This is a genomic window from Klebsiella sp. BIGb0399 (genome assembly GCF_003752615.1).
Taxonomy (GTDB): Bacteria; Pseudomonadota; Gammaproteobacteria; order Enterobacterales; family Enterobacteriaceae; genus Klebsiella; species Klebsiella lignicola.
The window spans coordinates 78179-96501 of record NZ_RKHT01000011.1 but is presented as its reverse complement, the minus strand read 5'-3'; the positions used below and the strand labels follow the sequence as shown (position 1 = coordinate 96501).

The window sequence follows — 18323 nt, the reverse complement described above, 5'->3', positions numbered from 1 at the left end:
GATGGTAGTGTGGGGTCTCCCCATGTGAGAGTAGGGAACTGCCAGGCATCAAATAAAGCAAAGGGCTCAGTCGAAAGACTGGGCCTTTTGTTTTTGTCTGCGATTTAGCCGGGAAAGGTGTTTCCGGGCCATCAGACAGCTCAGAAGCCCATCCTGACGGATGGGCTTTTTGCGTTTATGCTAGCCACCGCTGAATAAATGCCACGATCTGTGGAATATCGTTCAAATCTAATTGCGGAAGCGTAGTCGCAATCTGCGTATCACTGGCTATCGCGATGACATGTTCATCCACAACAAGATCGGCTGCATCATGTCCGCTGTTTTGCCGAAAAAGCAGGATCTTCGCTACCGGTTCATGCTTAAACCCTTCTACCAGCACCACATCCAGTGTCGATGCATCCATCCTGCTGACCAGCCAGTGTAAATCCAGTTCTGGCTGATCCGGGGTTTCGGTCATCAGCGCCCAACGTTCTGAGCTGGCCACAATCGTTTGGGCGGCCCCCGCTTTACGTAGCTCGTAGCTGTCCTTACCCGGTTTATCGACATCCATATTGTGATGGGTATGCTTAATTAAACCCGGCCGCAGGCCTTCAGCACACAATGCAGGGATCAGCTTCTTTAATAACGTGGTTTTACCCGTACCGCTCCAGGCGGAAATGGCGAGAACCGGGATCATGATGGCTCCTGCATGTTCTGCAGATCGGTAAGCGTATTCACGTTAATAAACGCCGATCTGACATCGCTAAAATCAACGTGGTGTCCGCCGCTCTGGCGCATGAACACCATCACCCGTCGCTCGCCGGCGGTAAGATACGCAGCAAGTTCGCCAATCAGGCGGCGATGCATCAGGGCTATCGCCGGATGATCGCGTTCTCCATCATGCACCCAGAGGACCGGAGCGGTACCCTTGTGCTGTATAAAGCGCTCGACCAAAAATGAAGGTATAAACGGCGTATCGCAAGGACAAAAGAGATACCATTCGCTATCCGTCTGCTGCATCACGGAGAGCATTCCGGCCAGCGGGCCAGGGAAGCCGGAAAGATTGTCGGTATAAACCGGGAACCCGCTTGCGTGCCAGCGATCGAGATGACGGTTGGCGCTGATGGCCAGGTTTGTCACCTGAGGGGCAAGCGCTTCTGCAACATGGCGCCATAGAGGTTTGCCGTTGAGCAACTGCAAGCCCTTATCCACCCCCTCCATGCGCGTGGCTCTTCCGCCCGCTAACACCACGCCGGTTATGACCTCGCCTTGCATATCAATATCGCCTCTTTCTTTGTGGGATTGACCCTGTTAACGTGTCCTCATCAAGAGTAAGGAGCATGACCATGAAATGTAAACGCCTGAATGAAGTAATTGAACTCCTCCAGCCAGCCTGGCAGAAAGAACCAGAACTGAACCTGATGCAATTCTTGCAGAAACTGGCGACAGAAGCCGGTTATGACGGCGAACTGACCGATCTTTCCGACGATATTCTGATTTATCATCTGAAAATGCGTGATTCGGCAAAAGAGGCGGTGATCCCAGGTATTCAGAAAGATTATGAAGAGGATTTCAAAACGGCCTTACTGCGCGCACGTGGCGTGATTAAAGAGTAAAAGGTTGTAAGTGCTGCCACGAAACGGCTGATGAGATGATATCCTGAACTATTCGTACGATTATCGGATGTCAGGATGCACGATAAGGCTTTCAATTTTCAGACGCTTAACCCGGATACCATCATCGATGGCCTGTTCGATCTGGGGATGCGGGTGGACTCCGGGCTCACCCCGCTTAACAGCTATGAAAACCGCGTTTACCAGTTTCAGGACGAAGACCGCCATCGCTATGTGGTGAAGTTCTATCGTCCTGAACGTTGGTCTGCCGCACAGATCATCGAAGAGCACCAGTTTACCCTCCAGCTTAAGCAGGATGATGTCCCCGTCGCTGCGCCCCTACTGTTTAACGACAATACGCTTCATCAACACCAGGGCTTCTACTTTGCGGTATTCCCAAGCTTAGGCGGGCGCCAGTTTGAGTCAGATAACCTTGACCAAATGGAGTCTGTCGGCCGCTATCTGGGGCGCTTGCACCAGACCGGGCGCAAGCAGAAATTTATCGCGCGTCCGGAAATCGGCGTGGATGAGTATTTACTTGCTCCGCGCGAGGTATTTGAACACTCAACGCTGATCCCCGCAGGCCTGAAGCAGAGTTTTCTTCATGCTGCCGACAAGCTTATTGCGGCCGTAATGGCACACTGGCACGGCAATGCGGAAGTCCTGCGCCTGCACGGCGATTGCCATGCCGGCAACATCCTCTGGCGCGATGGTCCACTGTTTGTTGATTTAGATGATGCCCGCAGCGGGCCGGCAATTCAGGATCTCTGGATGCTGCTCAACGGTGATAAAGCCGAGCAGAGAATGCAGCTGGAGATGATCATCGAAGCTTATGAAGAATTCAGTCCATTTAATTCGGACGAAATTGCCCTTATCGAACCTTTACGTGCCATGCGGTTAGTCTATTATCTGGCATGGTTACTCAGGCGGTGGGACGATCCTGCTTTCCCTATTAATTTCCCATGGCTAACCGGGGAAGATTACTGGCGCGGGCAGACAGCAACTTTTCTTGAGCAGGTGAAGGTTCTGCAAGAACCCCCTCTTCAGTTAACGCCGATGTATTAATTTGATATTTTCAGGAGAAACGTAAGCATGAAAAAAATTTGGCTGGCGCTGGCTGGTATGATTCTGGCTTTCAGCGCATCCGCTGCCCAGATCACCGACGGTAAGCAATACATCACCCTTGATAAGCCCGTAGCCGGTGAGCCTCAGGTGCTCGAATTCTTCTCGTTCTACTGCCCGCACTGCTATCAGTTTGAAGAAGTGCTGCACGTCTCTGACAACGTGAAGAAAAAGCTGCCGGAAGGCGTCAAAATGACCAAATATCACGTTGAGTTCCTCGGACCGCTGGGTAAAGACTTAACTCAGGCGTGGGCTGTGGCGATGGCGCTGGGCGTTGAAGATAAGGTAACGGTACCGATGTTCGAAGCGGTACAGAAAACCCAGACCGTGCAGACCGTTGCCGATATTCGCAAAGTCTTCGTTGATGCTGGTGTGAAAGGTGAAGACTACGATGCGGCATGGAACAGCTTCGTGGTGAAATCCCTGGTTGCTCAGCAGGAAAAAGCGGCTGCCGACCTGCAGTTGCAGGGTGTGCCGGCGATGTACGTCAACGGCAAATACCAGCTGAACCCGCAGGGGATGGATACCAGCAATATGGACGCCTTTGTCGCCCAATATGCTGATACCGTTAAGCAACTGGTTGAGAAGAAGTAAAAAAATAACGCCGGTCAATGACCGGCGTTTTTGTTTTCAACCTTAACGAACGTTTCTGTCTTTCTGCTGCATGATTTCCGTCAGCTGCCGATCTTTCTCTTCCCACAGCACATTCAACCAACGCTGAAAACGACGTTTGAAGTTCTTGTCATTCACATAGTCACCGTGCAGTTCCTCTGCCACGGGAATTAAATTAACGCGCACCACTATCCGCGTCAGCCGACCGCTCAGCATGTCGTAAAACGGTCTCTTGCTGTTTTCCGGGTAGCATAATGTGACGTTTAACAGCTTATCGAACTGAGATCCGAGCACGTTCAGCGCCATCGCGATGCCTGCGGCCTTCGGCGGCAATAAGTTGCGGTAAGGCGAGCGGGTCTGATGCTGCTTCTCTTCGGTAAAACGCGATCCCTCGACAAAATTCACGATGGTCGTCGGGTGTGAACGGAATTTCTCGCAGGAGCGGCGAGTCGTTTCAACATCTTTACCGCGACGCTCCGGATGGCGGATCAAATAGCCACGTGAGTACCGCCGCATATAGGGCATATCCAGCGCCCAGCAGGCCAGCCCGATAAAAGGCACCCAGGCCAGCTGTTGCTTTAGAAAGTACTTATTCATTGGTATGTGTTTGCGGAACAACACGCAAAGCACCACGATATCCGCCCAGCTATGATGATTGCTGATAAGCAGATACCAGTTTTTCTTGTTCAGCCCTTCAAGGCCCTGTACATCCCACTTCAGCCAGGGGTTGAGGTAAAGCAGCAGCGCTAACCCTTCACACCAGCAGTACATCATGAAATTACAAAAATGGGATACCGCACGCCATACCACGGGAAGAGGTATAAGAAGTTTAATCAGCCCGGCGATGATTATCGGTACGGAACAGATAATTGTGACTAAGATAGTAAGGGCGATACTCAGCGGAAGCGTTATCGCAGCGAGTAATCTCGACATAGTTAGTTTATTCAGAAAGTTAGGCTGATAAAGAGCACCATTAAATGGTGCAAGAGGCTGATTTTACCAGAAAACGCGGCAAATGACGGGTCTTACCAGAACAGAAAAAAAGGCGGATCTTATATCCACATGGAACATTGAGTCATCAGAATGATATTAAGCGCAAAAGGTAATAACTAATTTATTGATAAATAAGTGATATTTGTCTATTTCACTATTTTTGTTCAGGCTGGATAGCTATCCTTATAAAACTATGCACAAAGTTATCCACAGATATCATCGGCGCACGATCGACCGGATCAACGAATCTTTTCGGTGAAATGCGGGAATAATTCAGGTTTTCAGGCCTGTCTGTGGCATCCTTTACCGATAATCTGATAAACAGGCACGGAAATTATGGTTCAGATCCCAGAAAACCCTCTCATCCTCGTCGACGGCTCCTCTTATCTCTACCGGGCATATCACGCTTTCCCGCCGCTGACCAACAGCGCCGGAGAGCCGACTGGCGCCATGTATGGCGTGCTCAATATGCTGCGCAGCCTGATCCTGCAGTATCAGCCGAGCCATGCGGTAGTGGTCTTTGATGCTAAAGGCAAAACCTTCCGTGATGAACTGTTTGAGGATTACAAATCCCACCGCCCGCCGATGCCGGACGATCTGCGGGCGCAGATCGAACCATTGCATACTATGGTAAAAGCGATGGGACTGCCTTTGATGGCGGTGCCTGGCGTTGAGGCTGACGATGTGATCGGGACGCTGGCGCGCGAAGCGGAAAAAGTGGGCCGTCCGGTGCTGATCAGCACCGGTGATAAAGATATGGCGCAGCTGGTGACGCCGGGGATCACCCTGATTAACACCATGACCAATACGATCCTTGGTCCGGATGAAGTCGTGGCCAAATATGGCGTTCCCCCTGAGCTGATTATCGACTTCCTGGCGCTGATGGGCGACTCCTCGGATAACATTCCGGGCGTTCCGGGCGTGGGCGAGAAAACGGCACAGGCATTGCTGCAGGGTCTGGGCGGGCTGGATACGCTGTACGCTGAGCCAGATAAAATTGCCGGGCTGACCTTCCGCGGCGCCAAAACCATGGCGGCGAAGCTGGAGCAAAACAAAGATCTGGCTTATCTCTCGTATAAGCTGGCCACCATTAAAACCGACGTTGCGCTGGATCTGGGCTGTGAAGAGCTGCACGTGCTGCCGCCGGCTGCGGACGAGCTGCTGGCGCTGTTCAAAAAATATGAATTTAAGCGCTGGATCACCGATGTTGAATCCGGTAAATGGATGGCGACCAAGGGCGTGAAGTCCTCGGCGAAACCAGCAGACGCTGAGCCGGCTGCCGTGGCCGAAGAAGAGGTTGAGGTTGCATCGACCCTGTCCGCAGACAACTACGTCACCATCCTGGATGAACAGACGCTGACCGAGTGGATCGCAAAGCTGAAGAAAGCCCCGCTGTTTGCGTTTGATACGGAAACGGACAGTCTGGATAACATCTCTGCCAATATGGTTGGCTTGTCATTTGCTATTGAACCGGGCCTGGCGGCCTATGTGCCGGTAGCCCACGACTATCTGGATGCGCCGGATCAGATCCCCCGCGAGCGCGTGCTGGAGCTGCTGAAACCGCTGCTGGAAGATGAAAAACTACAGAAGGTCGGGCAAAACCTGAAATATGACCGCGGGATTCTGGCGAACTATGACATCGAGCTGCGCGGTATCGCGTTTGACACCATGCTGGAGTCTTACATCCTTGATAGCGTGGCCGGTCGCCATGATATGGACAGCCTCGCCGATCGCTGGCTGAAGCACAAAACCATTACCTTTGAAGAAATTGCGGGTAAAGGTAAAAATCAGCTGACCTTCAACCAGATTGCACTGGAAGAAGCGGGGCGCTACGCGGCGGAAGATGCTGACGTGACCTTGCAGCTGCACCTGAAGATGTGGCCGAAACTGCAGCAGCATGAAGGGCCGCTGAACATCTTTAAACAGATTGAGATGCCGCTGGTCCCGGTGTTGTCCCGCGTGGAGCGTAACGGCGTTAAAATCGATCCGGCGGTCCTGCATGCCCACTCGCAGGAGATCGGCAAACGTCTGATCGAGCTGGAACAAAAAGCCTACGAGATCGCCGGTGAAGAGTTCAACCTCTCTTCTCCTAAGCAGCTACAAACTATCTTGTTTGAAAAACAAGGTATTAAGCCGCTGAAGAAAACCCCGGGTGGCGCACCTTCGACGTCGGAAGAGGTGCTGGAAGAGCTGGCGCTGGATTACCCGCTGCCGAAGGTTATTCTGGAATACCGTGGGCTGGCGAAGCTGAAGTCGACCTATACCGACAAGCTGCCGCTGATGATTAACCCGAAGACCGGGCGTGTGCATACCTCTTATCACCAGGCGGTGACCGCCACCGGGCGTTTATCTTCCACCGATCCTAACCTGCAGAACATTCCGGTACGTAACGAGGAAGGGCGCCGTATCCGTCAGGCGTTTATTGCGCCGTCTGATTACCTCATTGTCTCTGCCGACTACTCGCAAATCGAGCTGCGCATTATGGCGCATCTGTCGCGCGATAAAGGCCTGCTGACGGCCTTCGCTGAAGGAAAAGATATCCACCGGGCGACGGCGGCAGAAGTGTTCGGCCTGCCGCTCGACAGCGTGAGCAGCGAGCAGCGTCGTAGCGCCAAGGCGATTAACTTCGGTTTGATCTACGGCATGAGCGCATTTGGCCTCGCCCGCCAGCTCAACATCCCGCGTAAAGAGGCTCAAAAGTACATGGACCTCTACTTCGAACGTTATCCGGGCGTGCTGGATTACATGGAGCGCACCCGCGCCCAGGCGAAAGAGCAGGGTTATGTTGAGACTCTGGATGGCCGCCGTCTTTACCTTCCGGACATCAAATCCAGCAATGGCGCCCGCCGGGCCGGAGCGGAACGTGCGGCGATCAATGCCCCGATGCAGGGAACGGCTGCCGATATCATTAAGCGCGCCATGATCGCTGTCGATGAGTGGCTGCTGACTGAGCAACCGCGGGTGCGGATGATCATGCAGGTCCACGATGAATTAGTCTTTGAAGTGCATAAAGACGATCTTGCTGTAGTGGCGAAAAAGGTCCATGAACTGATGGAAAACTGCACCACGCTGGCGGTACCGTTGCTGGTGGAAGTGGGGAGCGGTGAAAACTGGGATCAAGCGCACTAAGTATTCAGCGGATAAGGTGATTTTCTGTAAGTAAGCAACATAACTTATCGTATTTTGTGATGATCATTTGAATTTGCTATGTAAAGAGTGAAAAAAAACTACAAAAAGTGCTTTCTCACTCATCGAAAGAAGAGTAGAGTTAATGACGTAGGGTACAGAGGTAAGATGTTCTATCTTTCAGACCTTTTACTTCACGTAATCGGATTTGGCTGAATATTTTAGCCGCCCCGGTCATTTATGACCGGGGCGTTTTTTATTGCGCGAAAGAAAATTTCTGGCGTGTTACCCGGGCGGGAAATGCAGCCCGGATAAGGTGTCAGACACCGCTATCCGGGGAAAGGCAGGAATTACTCGCCGTCTTCGATCGCTTCCTGCGGTGGGATTTCGTTAAACCAGCTATCGAGCTTCTGCCGCAGTTTATCCACGCCTGATTTCTTCAGCGAAGAGAACGGTTCCACCTGCACGTCACCATTAAAGGCGAGAACCGCTTCACGCACCATATTCACCTGAGCTTTACGTGCACCGCTGGCGAGCTTATCGGCTTTTGTCAGCAGTACCAGCACCTGAATATCGCTTTCCACTGCCCATTCAATCATTTGCTGATCGAGATCCTTCAGCGGATGACGGATGTCCATCAGCACCACCAGACCTTTCAGGCACAGACGCTTCTCCAGGTATTCACCCAGCGCGCGCTGCCATTTGATCTTCATCTCTTCCGGCACCTGCGCGTAGCCGTACCCCGGAAGGTCGACCAGGCGTTTGCCCTCAGCAACTTCAAACAGGTTGATAAGCTGGGTGCGGCCAGGCGTCTTGGAAGTACGCGCCAGGCTTTTCTGGTTAGTGAGCGTATTCAGTGCGCTGGATTTGCCGGCATTTGAGCGACCAGCAAAGGCAACTTCGATACCGGTATCAGATGGAAGATGGCGGATATCGGGTGCGCTGGTGACAAAATGCGTTTGTTGATAGTTCCAGTTGGTCAAGACTGTCGTCTCCGTTAAATAAGGCTATGGTGGGGATTATACCTGAACAGCAGAAAAAGACCGTTTTTACCGCATCTCTCTGATGTCAGTAAAACCATGCGCTTTGTGAGACATTGCCCATTCTGTGTAGGGGTTATTGATGAAGATTTTTCGTGTGTTCATCACAAAATCTTTCAGAATCATGCTGTTGTGAAAGTGTATAAATCTGAAATTGTCGTTTTTTCATCAGCAGTGGTTGTAGGATTTGCCTGAGACGGTAAAGTAGCAGGCAAGGGCGAGGAAGCCGACAGGACATGCACTCAGGATGAGTTGTCAGGAGCGCCAGGAGGCGAAGACCAGGGATTACCGTCAGGATGACAAACGTCTGGAGACGTTTTGATAAGGAAAGGGATGTAACAAGGACTGTTATTAGCTAAAGGAAAGACAGGGTGTGTCGTTAGCTAACAAGGAAAGTGGAAACCCGTTAAGGGTTGTCAGTGAGGAAAAAGGCGACAGTGTAATCTGTCGCCTTTTTTCTTTGCTTGCTTTCTGCTAGATTCCGCCTCAATTCTATACTGAAGAAAACGAATCTGAAGATTACTGACATGAAAAAACCGACATCTGCACCCCGCGGCAAAACGCAGCGCAAGACCCGTGAAGAAATGAACCAGGAAGCCCGCGACCGCAAGCGCCAGAAAAAACATCGTGGCCACGTCGCAGGGAGTCGCGCAACCGGCGGCGATACCGCCTCATCTGGCAAAAAACAGGGCCAACAGCAAGATCCACGTATTGGAAGTAAAAAACCGATTCCGCTGGGCGTCACTGAAAGTACCCCGGCTACTAAGCAGCACAAACCGAAGAGCGAGAAACCTATGCTTTCACCGCAGGCTGAGCTGGATTTGCTGGAAAATGATGAGCGCCTGGACGCGCTGCTGGAACGTCTGGAAGAGGGTGGTTCCCTGAATGCTGAAGAGCAGACCTGGGTTGATGCCAAACTCGATCGTATTGATGAGCTGATGCAACAGCTTGGCCTGTCCTACGACGATGACGAAGATGAAGAAGAAGAAGAGCGTCAGGAAGATATGATGCGCTTGCTGAAGGGTGGAAACTAACGTTTGCACTCAGTCGGATTCCCGGTCCTGCTTATAACCCTTCTGGTTATATGTTATCTGCTGTGGTTATTCGCTAAACTACGACGGTTGTCGCGGCGTCAGAAATGGCTGCGCAACCGGCTCATTACCCGAGATATGGTTGGGCCGGGGCGGCGTACCCGTCGGCGGCACCATCGGAAGGAGTGAGCATGTCTGAGCAGTTAATCGACTGGGATCTGGCCCTGATCCAGAAATATAACTATTCCGGGCCGCGTTATACCTCGTATCCCACCGCACTGGAGTTTTCTCCTGAATTTGGCGCGGCTGAATTTGGCGAGGCGGTGGCCCGCTACCCGCAGCGCCCGCTTTCGCTGTATGTACATATCCCGTTTTGCCACAAGCTGTGCTATTTCTGCGGCTGCAATAAAATTGTGACCCGCCAGCAGCATAAAGCCGACCAGTATCTCGACGTCCTGGAGCAGGAGATTATTCATCGTGCGCCGCTTTTTAGCGGGCGTCAGGTGAACCAGTTGCACTGGGGTGGTGGTACCCCTACCTACCTGAATAAAGCGCAAATCAGCCGTTTGATGCACCTGCTGCGCAGCCATTTCAATTTTAACGCCGATGCGGAGATCTCGATTGAAGTCGATCCGCGCGAAATTGAACTGGATGTCCTGGATCATCTCCGATCTGAAGGATTCAATCGCCTGAGCATGGGGGTGCAGGACTTTAACAAAGAGGTTCAGCGTCTGGTCAATCGTGAGCAGGATGAAGCCTTTATTTTTGCCTTGCTCAATCATGCGCGTGAGATTGGCTTTACGTCGACCAATATCGACCTGATTTACGGCCTGCCAAAACAGACGCCGGAGAGCTTCGCCTTTACGCTGCAAAAAGTGGCCGAGCTTAACCCCGATCGCCTGAGCGTCTTTAACTATGCGCATCTGCCGACGCTGTTCGCCGCCCAACGTAAAATCAAAGATGCCGACCTGCCTTCCGCGGAGCAGAAGCTGGATATCCTGCAGGAGACCATCGTGTCGCTCACCGCGGCCGGTTATCAGTTTATCGGGATGGATCACTTCGCGCGTCCGGATGATGAGCTGGCGGTGGCCCAGCGTGAAGGCGTATTGCACCGCAACTTCCAGGGTTACACGACCCAGGGGGATTCAGACCTGCTGGGTCTGGGGGTATCGGCGATCAGCATGATTGGCGACGCCTACGCGCAGAACCAAAAAGAGCTGAAGCTCTATTATCAACAGGTTGATGAACGCGGAGACGCACTCTGGCGCGGCATCGCCCTGACCCGCGATGACGGTATTCGTCGTGATGTCATCAAAGCGTTGATCTGCCAGTTCAGCCTCGATTATTCGGCGATAGAAGCCAGCTGGGATCTCGATTTTCAGCACTATTTCGCCGAAGATCTTGCCCTGCTGGCGCCGCTGGCAAAAGACGGGCTGGTGGATGTTGGCGAGAAGGGGATTCAGGTGACGCCGAAAGGCCGCTTGCTGATTCGCAACATTTGCATGTGCTTTGATGTCTATCTGCGCCAGAAAGCGCGGATGCAGCAGTTCTCCCGGGTGATTTAAACGCGGCCCCGGCAGACGTGGTGTCTGCCGGGGCCGATGGCCTTTATTCCATGCCTAACTCTTTCAGCTTGCGTGTCAGAGTATTACGTCCCCATCCCAGCAGACGAGCGGCTTCCTGCTTGTGCCCTTGCGTGTGGCGCAGCGCGGTGGTCAGCAGCGTGCGCTCCATTTCCGGCTGTGCTTCTGAAAGCAGGTTTTGATGACCGGAGCGAAGCGCGCGGTCGGCCCATTGCCCTAACAGCGTTGCCCAGCTATCCGGCTGCATATGGGTCGGGCTATCCGGAATCGACGTTTCAAACAGCTCGCTGGGGAGATCCTGAGTCAGCACCTCCTGACCCGCGGCCATGACCGTCAGCCACCGGCAGGTGTTCTCCAGCTGCCGCACGTTGCCGGGCCAGGCCAGACGAGTCAGCGCGGTTTCCGTTTCCGGATGCAGCTGTTTGGCTTCGACGCCCAGCTCCCGGGCGGCAATTTGCAGGAAATGCCGCGCCAGCCGTGGAATATCCTCGCGACGCTCGCGCAGCGGCGGGAGATGCACGCGAATCACGTTCAGGCGGTGGAACAGGTCCTCACGGAACTTTCCCTCCTGTACGCGCTGCTCAAGGTTCTGGTGGGTGGCGGCAATAATGCGCACATCCACTTTCACCGGCGCATAGCCACCAACGCGATAGAACTGACCATCGGCCAGAACACGCAACAGGCGCGTCTGCACATCCAGCGGCATGTCGCCGATTTCATCAAGGAAAAGCGTCCCGCCGTCGGCCTGCTCAAAACGCCCCTGACGCACGGTGTTGGCGCCGGTAAAAGCCCCTTTCTCGTGACCAAAGAGTTCGGATTCGATCAGGTCTTTTGGAATCGCCGCCATATTCAGCGCGATAAACGGTGCTTTTGAGCGCGGGCTGTGACGATGCAACGCATGCGCAACCAGCTCTTTACCGGTCCCGGACTCGCCGTTGATCAACACGCTGATTGAGGAACGCGACAGACGCCCGATGATGCGGAAGACGTCCTGCATCGCCGGCGCTTCACCGATGATATCGGCCGTCGGGCTGGTGATCGTAATATTGCGCGGCTGCTGCTGCTCCTGATAGTGGCTGATCGCCCGGTCAACCAGCGCGACCGCTTCATCAATATCAAACGGCTTTGGCAGGTAATCAAAGGCGCCTTGCTGATAGGCGCTGACCGCCGCGTCGAGATCCGAATGCGCGGTCATTATGATGACCGGGAGCATCGGGTGACGCTGTTTAATTTGCTTCAGAAGCGCCAGACCGTCCATTCCCGGCATCCGAATATCAGATAACAGGACGTCCGGCGTTTTGGTGGTAAGGGCGTCAAGCACCTCGTTGCCACTTTCAAATGTTGTACAGCTTAAGCCTGCTCCGGTTAGCGCGCGTTCAAGCACCCAACGGATGGAGCTATCGTCATCAACGATCCAGGCTATCCCTCGTTGCATAAACACCTCTATTTCCGAATCGGCAGGTATACCGAGAATTCGGTATGTCCCGGCCAGCTGGTAAATTCAATTTTTCCGGAGTGCTGATCGATAAGACTGCGGGCAATGGAGAGCCCCAGGCCGGTACCGCCTTCGCGCCCGCTGACCATCGGATAAAACAGCGTATCCTGCAGCTGGGGCGGGATGCCCGGACCGTTATCTTCGACATCAATACGCGCCGTCAGGCGGTAACGTACACCGTGCAGGGTCAGCTGGAAGGCGGTACGGGTACGCAAGGTAATTTCGCCCCCTTCTGGCCCCAGAGCCTGCAGCGCATTGCGCACGATATTCAGCAGTACCTGTTCAATTTGGTCGGGGTCGTGCGGCAGTTCCGGCAGGCTAGGGTCGTAATCACGGATAAGTTTGACGTTATCCGGCAGCTCCATGGAGACCAGCTTCACGACCCGCTCCGCGACCTTGTGGATGCTTTCAGTGACGTGCATCCCCGGGTGTTGCGGCCCCAGCAGGCGATCGACCAGATTTCTTAAGCGGTCGGCCTGTTCAATGATCACGTTGGTGTATTCCATCAGCGCCGGGTCAGGCAATGCTTTACTCAGCAATTGCGCGGCACCTCGCAGGCCACCTAACGGATTTTTAATCTCATGTGCCAGCCCGCGAACCAAATCCCGTGCGGCGATTTGCTGAGCGTGCTGCAGCTGCTCCTGGCTCAGGCGACGCTGATTATCCATCGGCGCCATCTCTAGCAGAATAAAGCCATCAGGCAGACGCTGTGCCGTCAGAGACAGGATATGGGAGCGACTATCGATAACCAGCGTGACTTCGTTATCGGTAAACCCCTGACCGGCGAGCAGGCTTTCCTGCATCAGGCCAATATTCAGGGAAAAATAGCTCAACAGTTCCGGGAGTGGCGTGCCGAAGAGCTTACGAGAACTTTGCGCCAGAAGCTGCTGTGCTGCCGGGTTCGCGTAATGCACCGCCAGGTCGTTATCGACCAATAAAATACTGTTGATTAAAGAGTTAAGGATCTGCCCAGCATCGGGCTGAGTGCCTGTTGCCATCTGACAGTCTCCTGAAATGAGTGCACTGTTATAGTGCAGTATAGCTTTTTATGGATAAAAAGCGCATGAGATCAGCATGTTGGTGGAGAAAAAAGCCCATCCTGAGATGGGCTGAAAGTTTCCACGGCAACAAAATACCCTTGATATGCCACGCCACAACATGGCATACCCAGGATTTACAGCAAAATTAGACGCTGTAGTACAGCTCGAACTCAACCGGGTGCGGAGTCATACGTACACGGTCGTTCTCTTCAATACGCAGAGCGATGTAAGCATCGATCGCGTCATTGGTGAATACACCGCCAGCAGTCAGGAACTCACGGTCCGCGTCCAGCGCGTTCAGTGCTTCTTCCAGAGAGCCTGCAACCTGTGGGATCTCTTTCGCTTCTTCCGGCGGCAGATCGTACAGGTTTTTGTCCATGGCTTCGCCCGGATGGATTTTGTTCTTGATACCGTCAAGACCAGCCATCAGCAGCGCTGCGAAGCACAGGTACGGGTTAGCAGCCGGGTCCGGGAAGCGCACTTCAATGCGGCGTGCTTTCGGAGAGGTTACTACCGGAATACGGATAGAGGCAGAACGGTTACGGGCAGAGTAAGCCAGCATAACCGGTGCTTCATAACCCGGGACCAGACGCTTGTAGGAGTTGGTGGTCGGGTTTGCCAGGGCGTTGATCGCTTTAGCGTGTTTGATAACACCGCCGATGTAGAACAGCGCTTGCTCAGACAGACCAGCATATTTGTCGCCAGAGAACAGGTTTACGCCGTTCTTGGACAGAGACATGTGGCAGTGCATACCGGAACCGTTATCGCCAAACATCGGTTTTGGCATGAAGGTTGCGGTTTTGCCGAAGCGGTGAGCAACGTTGTGTACCACATATTTGTAAATCTGAATTTCGTCCGCTTTTTTGGTCATGGTGTTGAAGCGGGTAGCGATTTCGTTCTGACCTGCGGTCGCTACTTCGTGGTGGTGAGCTTCAACAACCAGGCCCATTTCTTCCATGATCATACACATGGTAGAACGGATATCCTGTGAGGAGTCTACCGGCGGAACCGGGAAGTAACCGCCTTTCACGCCAGGACGGTGACCTTTGTTACCACCTTCGTATTTGGTGGAAGAGTTCCATGCGCCTTCGATATCATCGATAGCAACGTGGGAGCCGGAGATGGACGCGCCGAAACGGATGTCGTCAAACAGGAAGAACTCTGGTTCTGGCCCGAACAGTACGGTGTCCGCCAGACCGGTAGAGCGCAGATACTCTTCCGCACGTTTGGCGATGGAGCGCGGGTCACGGTCATAGCCCTGCAGGGTGCCTGGTTCCAGGATGTCGCAGCGAATGATCAGAGTCGGTTCTTCATAGAACGGGTCGATCAGCGCAGTGGTCGCATCCGGCATCAGAACCATGTCTGATTCGTTAATACCTTTCCAGCCACCAATCGAGGAGCCATCAAACATTTTGCCTTCTTCGAAGAATTCGGCATTCACCTGATGAGAAGGAATTGTGACGTGCTGTTCTTTACCTTTGGTATCGGTGAAGCGCAGATCGACAAACTTCACTTCATGCTCGTTCAGCATCGTCAAAACGTGTTCAGCGGACATACTTAAACTCTCCCGGATTGGTCATTGTCGTCGTGGTAACGAAAACTTTTTTGCTACGTAAAGTGGCGTTGTTGCCTTAAAAAATATAAAGCGAAATCTGTGCCAACTTTTAAATTGCCCCCAAAAGGCGTTATCATGCACTCCATCGTGCAAAAGGGCTGCACCATTATGAATGCATTGCACTAATATAGTGCAATTGTGTGAACATTGGGCACCAATTTGGTGCAAATCACCTATAAAAACCCTTTTAACGCGTCGTGAAAGCGATCACAAAGAAACTCTGCAATACTTGTTTGTGGAGGATGTTTGTGATCCTGTTTTGTACTGCGATTAATCCGTGTACAATAACGCGCTATTTCTAAATGCCTGAGGCAAAGTTGTGATCGAAAATTTGCGTAATATCGCCATCATCGCGCACGTTGACCATGGTAAAACTACCCTGGTTGATAAGCTGCTGCAGCAATCCGGTACGTTTGATGCTCGTGCCGAAACTCAAGAGCGAGTGATGGACTCCAACGATTTGGAGAAAGAGCGTGGGATTACCATCCTCGCTAAAAACACCGCTATCAAATGGAACGACTATCGTATCAACATCGTTGATACCCCAGGGCACGCCGACTTCGGAGGTGAAGTTGAACGTGTCATGTCCATGGTTGATTCCGTGCTGCTGGTCGTTGACGCAATGGATGGCCCGATGCCGCAGACGCGCTTCGTAACCAAGAAGGCATTTGCTCATGGTCTGAAGCCAATCGTGGTCATCAACAAGGTTGACCGTCCGGGCGCGCGCCCTGACTGGGTCGTCGATCAGGTATTTGACCTGTTCGTTAACCTTGATGCGACTGATGAGCAGCTGGACTTCCCGATCGTTTACGCTTCTGCGCTGAACGGTATCGCGGGTCTGGATCACGAAGATATGGCTGACGATATGACTCCGCTGTATCAGACCATCGTCGATCGTGTTGCGGCACCAAACGTAGACCTGGATGGCCCGCTGCAGATGCAAATCTCCCAGCTGGACTACAACAACTACGTTGGTGTCATCGGCATCGGCCGCATCAAACGCGGTAAAGTGAAGCCGAACCAGCAGATCACTATCGTTGATAGCGAAGGCAAAACCCGTAACGGTAAAGTCGGTAAAGTCCTGACTCACCTGGGTCTGGAACGTATCGAGAGCGATGTTGCTGAAGCTGGCGATATCATCGCGATCACCGGTCTGGGCGAGCTGAACATCTCTGACACCATCTGCGATCCGCAGAATGTTGAAGCGCTGCCGGCGCTGTCAGTTGATGAGCCGACCGTTTCCATGTTCTTCTGCGTTAACACCTCTCCGTTCTGTGGCAAAGAAGGTAAGTACGTTACCTCTCGTCAGATTCTTGACCGCCTGAACAAAGAGCTGGTGCACAACGTAGCGCTGCGTGTTGAAGAAACTCCGGATGCTGACGCATTCCGCGTTTCTGGTCGTGGCGAGCTGCACCTGTCTGTTCTGATCGAAAACATGCGTCGTGAAGGTTTCGAGATGGCGGTTTCCCGTCCGAAAGTTATCTTCCGCGAAATCGACGGCCGTAAACAAGAGCCGTTCGAAAACGTAACGCTGGACGTTGAAGAGCAGCATCAGGGTTCTGTCATGCAGGCTCTGGGTGAGCGTAAAGGCGACCTGAAAAACATGAATCCAGATGGCAAAGGCCGCGTACGTCTCGACTACGTGATCCCAAGCCGTGGCCTGATCGGCTTCCGTTCTGAGTTCATGACCATGACCTCCGGTACTGGTCTGCTGTACTCCACCTTCAGCCACTACGATGATGTTCGTGCGGGTGATGTTGGCCAGCGCCAGAACGGCGTTCTGATCTCCAACGGTCAGGGTAAAGCAGTTGCCTTCGCACTGTTCAGCCTGCAGGACCGCGGTAAGCTGTTCCTGGGTCACGGTGCGGAAGTCTATGAAGGCCAGATCATCGGTATTCACAGCCGTTCTAACGACCTGACAGTAAACTGCCTGACCGGTAAGAAACTGACCAACATGCGTGCGTCAGGTACCGATGAAGCGACCACCCTGGTTCCGGCGCAGAAAATGACCCTGGAGCAGGCTCTGGAGTTCATCGATGACGACGAACTGGTAGAAGTGACGCCGACCTCTGTACGTATTCGTAAGCGTCATCTGACCGAGAACGATCGTAAACGCGCAATGCGCGGTTCGAAAGAAGACTAATTTTCGCTTCTTGTCGATGCCAGAACCCCGCCCTTACGGCGGGGTTTTTTTTGCCCTGAAGTCCTGCTATCCCCCGTCACCACTCACATCAACGGACAATCGCTCCTTTAGCGAGGAGAGGCCGGTCACAATTATCCCCAAAGAATAATGTAGATATTGCTATTTTTTTGCGCGTAAGAGTAAGATTCATCATCTGGTTTAAACCAAATGGGCTAAACAATAACGATGAATCAATCAACCGTCGAAAATGCGAAAGAAAAATTAGACCACTGGTTGAGGGAAGGGATCACGGCTCCGGGCGGTAAACTTCCTTCTGAAAGAGAGCTCGGGGAACTGCTGGGCATTAAGCGTATGACCCTGCGTCAGGCGCTCTTAAACCTGGAAGCGGAATCGCGGATTTTCCGTAAAGACCGCAAGGGATGGTTTGTCACCCAGCCGCGTTTTAACTACAGCCCGGAGCTATCGGCCAGCTTCCAGCGTGCGGCGCTGGAACAGGGCAGGGAGCCTTCCTGGGGGTTTATTGCCAAAAGTCGCACCGCCAGCTATCCCGATGCCGCACGGCCGCTTCTCGCAACAACGCCGTCGGATGAGCTGTATCTCATTACCGGGTGGGGTGCCCTGGAAGGACATAAAGTGTTTTATCATGAGACGTTTATTAACCCCAATGTCGCCCCAGGGTTTATTGAACAACTTGATAATCAGTCTTTCTCCTCGGTCTGGAAAAATGAGTACCAAAAGGACGTCGTAACGAAAAAACTGGTGTTTAAACCGGTCAGAATGTCTGGTGATATTGGTAAATTTATTGGCGGCTCCTCGGGCATGCCTGCCATTCTTATTGAGAAACACCGGGCTGACAGTAATGGCAATATCATTCAGATCGATATTGAATATTGGCGGTTTGAGGCAGTCGACCTCTTTATTAACTTGTAGG

General features: G+C 52.9%; 15 protein-coding genes. 8 read left to right on the top strand and 7 right to left on the bottom strand.

Annotation, left to right across the window (positions count from 1 at the left end; all coding sequences use genetic code 11):
* Positions 1 to 175 precede the first annotated feature (175 nt).
* Positions 176 to 676 carry a molybdopterin-guanine dinucleotide biosynthesis protein MobB gene (gene mobB / locus EDF82_RS24490; RefSeq protein WP_123758067.1) on the bottom strand — a complete coding sequence of 167 codons (501 nt, stop codon included), beginning with the start codon at positions 674 to 676 and terminating at the stop codon, positions 176 to 178.
* Entirely contained in the window at positions 673 to 1254 is a 582-nt protein-coding gene (gene mobA, locus EDF82_RS24485; RefSeq protein ID WP_123758066.1) for a molybdenum cofactor guanylyltransferase MobA, read from the bottom strand. The genes mobB and mobA overlap by 4 nt, the downstream gene beginning before the upstream one ends.
* Before the next feature lie 71 nt (positions 1255 to 1325).
* On the opposite strand from mobA, the gene EDF82_RS24480 reads away from it, so the two are divergent.
* The 3 genes from EDF82_RS24480 to dsbA all read left to right on the top strand — a co-directional run bounded on the left by EDF82_RS24480 (position 1326) and on the right by dsbA (position 3308).
* Positions 1326 to 1595 (top strand): YihD family protein, encoded by a 270-nt coding sequence (locus EDF82_RS24480; protein WP_123758065.1) that lies wholly within the window; start codon positions 1326 to 1328, stop codon positions 1593 to 1595.
* Between the two features lie 75 nt (positions 1596 to 1670).
* Positions 1671 to 2657, top strand: coding sequence for a serine/threonine protein kinase (locus tag EDF82_RS24475; protein ID WP_123758064.1), 987 nt, complete (start codon positions 1671 to 1673; stop codon positions 2655 to 2657).
* A 27-nt stretch (positions 2658 to 2684) separates the two neighbouring features.
* Positions 2685 to 3308, top strand: a complete 624-nt coding sequence (gene dsbA, locus EDF82_RS24470; protein WP_123758063.1) for a thiol:disulfide interchange protein DsbA — start codon at positions 2685 to 2687, stop codon at positions 3306 to 3308.
* A gap of 42 nt (positions 3309 to 3350) precedes the next feature.
* Here dsbA and EDF82_RS24465 read toward each other — a convergent pair whose 3' ends face one another.
* Complete coding sequence (locus EDF82_RS24465) at positions 3351 to 4259, bottom strand: acyltransferase (RefSeq protein WP_123758062.1); 909 nt, start codon at positions 4257 to 4259, stop codon at positions 3351 to 3353.
* A gap of 396 nt (positions 4260 to 4655) precedes the next feature.
* On the opposite strand from EDF82_RS24465, the gene polA reads away from it, so the two are divergent.
* Positions 4656 to 7448, top strand: coding sequence for a DNA polymerase I (gene polA, locus EDF82_RS24455; RefSeq protein ID WP_123758061.1), 2793 nt, complete (start codon positions 4656 to 4658; stop codon positions 7446 to 7448).
* Positions 7449 to 7795: 347 nt separating this feature from the next.
* On the opposite strand, the gene yihA is transcribed toward polA, so the two are convergent.
* Positions 7796 to 8428, bottom strand: coding sequence for a ribosome biogenesis GTP-binding protein YihA/YsxC (gene yihA / locus EDF82_RS24450; protein WP_123758060.1), 633 nt, complete (start codon positions 8426 to 8428; stop codon positions 7796 to 7798).
* Between the two features lie 584 nt (positions 8429 to 9012).
* Between yihA and yihI the strand changes: the two genes are divergently transcribed.
* Together yihI and hemN are read left to right on the top strand one after the other, a co-directional pair.
* Complete coding sequence (gene yihI / locus EDF82_RS24445; protein ID WP_123758059.1) at positions 9013 to 9519, top strand: Der GTPase-activating protein YihI; 507 nt, start codon at positions 9013 to 9015, stop codon at positions 9517 to 9519.
* A gap of 188 nt (positions 9520 to 9707) precedes the next feature.
* Positions 9708 to 11081, top strand: coding sequence for an oxygen-independent coproporphyrinogen III oxidase (hemN, locus tag EDF82_RS24435; protein WP_123758057.1), 1374 nt, complete (start codon positions 9708 to 9710; stop codon positions 11079 to 11081).
* 43 nt (positions 11082 to 11124) lie between these two features.
* Here the strand turns inward: hemN and glnG are convergent, their stop codons facing one another.
* The 3 genes from glnG to glnA all read right to left on the bottom strand — a co-directional run bounded on the left by glnG (position 11125) and on the right by glnA (position 15189).
* Entirely contained in the window at positions 11125 to 12534 is a 1410-nt protein-coding gene (gene glnG, locus EDF82_RS24430) for a nitrogen regulation protein NR(I) (RefSeq protein WP_123758056.1), read from the bottom strand.
* A gap of 8 nt (positions 12535 to 12542) precedes the next feature.
* Positions 12543 to 13592, bottom strand: coding sequence for a nitrogen regulation protein NR(II) (gene glnL, locus EDF82_RS24425; RefSeq protein WP_123758055.1), 1050 nt, complete (start codon positions 13590 to 13592; stop codon positions 12543 to 12545).
* Positions 13593 to 13779: 187 nt separating this feature from the next.
* Positions 13780 to 15189 carry a glutamate--ammonia ligase gene (glnA, locus tag EDF82_RS24420; RefSeq protein ID WP_123710481.1) on the bottom strand — a complete coding sequence of 470 codons (1410 nt, stop codon included), beginning with the start codon at positions 15187 to 15189 and terminating at the stop codon, positions 13780 to 13782.
* A gap of 379 nt (positions 15190 to 15568) precedes the next feature.
* Here glnA and typA point away from each other — a divergent pair, with 379 nt between their 5' ends.
* Entirely contained in the window at positions 15569 to 17392 is a 1824-nt protein-coding gene (typA, locus tag EDF82_RS24415; protein ID WP_123758054.1) for a ribosome-dependent GTPase TypA, read from the top strand.
* Positions 17393 to 17611: 219 nt separating this feature from the next.
* Positions 17612 to 18322, top strand: coding sequence for a GntR family transcriptional regulator (locus tag EDF82_RS24410; RefSeq protein ID WP_123758053.1), 711 nt, complete (start codon positions 17612 to 17614; stop codon positions 18320 to 18322).
* The last annotated feature ends 1 nt before the right edge of the window (position 18323 follow it).

Coding starts and splice junctions, on each gene's coding strand:
- mobB (WP_123758067.1), bottom strand. CDS start 676: ATGATCCCGGTTCTCGCCATTTCCGCCTGGAGCGGTACGGGTAAAACC.
- mobA (WP_123758066.1), bottom strand. CDS start 1,254: ATGCAAGGCGAGGTCATAACCGGCGTGGTGTTAGCGGGCGGAAGAGCC.
- EDF82_RS24480 (WP_123758065.1), top strand. CDS start 1,326: ATGAAATGTAAACGCCTGAATGAAGTAATTGAACTCCTCCAGCCAGCC.
- EDF82_RS24475 (WP_123758064.1), top strand. CDS start 1,671: ATGCACGATAAGGCTTTCAATTTTCAGACGCTTAACCCGGATACCATC.
- dsbA (WP_123758063.1), top strand. CDS start 2,685: ATGAAAAAAATTTGGCTGGCGCTGGCTGGTATGATTCTGGCTTTCAGC.
- EDF82_RS24465 (WP_123758062.1), bottom strand. CDS start 4,259: ATGTCGAGATTACTCGCTGCGATAACGCTTCCGCTGAGTATCGCCCTT.
- polA (WP_123758061.1), top strand. CDS start 4,656: ATGGTTCAGATCCCAGAAAACCCTCTCATCCTCGTCGACGGCTCCTCT.
- yihI (WP_123758059.1), top strand. CDS start 9,013: ATGAAAAAACCGACATCTGCACCCCGCGGCAAAACGCAGCGCAAGACC.
- hemN (WP_123758057.1), top strand. CDS start 9,708: ATGTCTGAGCAGTTAATCGACTGGGATCTGGCCCTGATCCAGAAATAT.
- glnG (WP_123758056.1), bottom strand. CDS start 12,534: ATGCAACGAGGGATAGCCTGGATCGTTGATGACGATAGCTCCATCCGT.
- glnL (WP_123758055.1), bottom strand. CDS start 13,592: ATGGCAACAGGCACTCAGCCCGATGCTGGGCAGATCCTTAACTCTTTA.
- glnA (WP_123710481.1), bottom strand. CDS start 15,189: ATGTCCGCTGAACACGTTTTGACGATGCTGAACGAGCATGAAGTGAAG.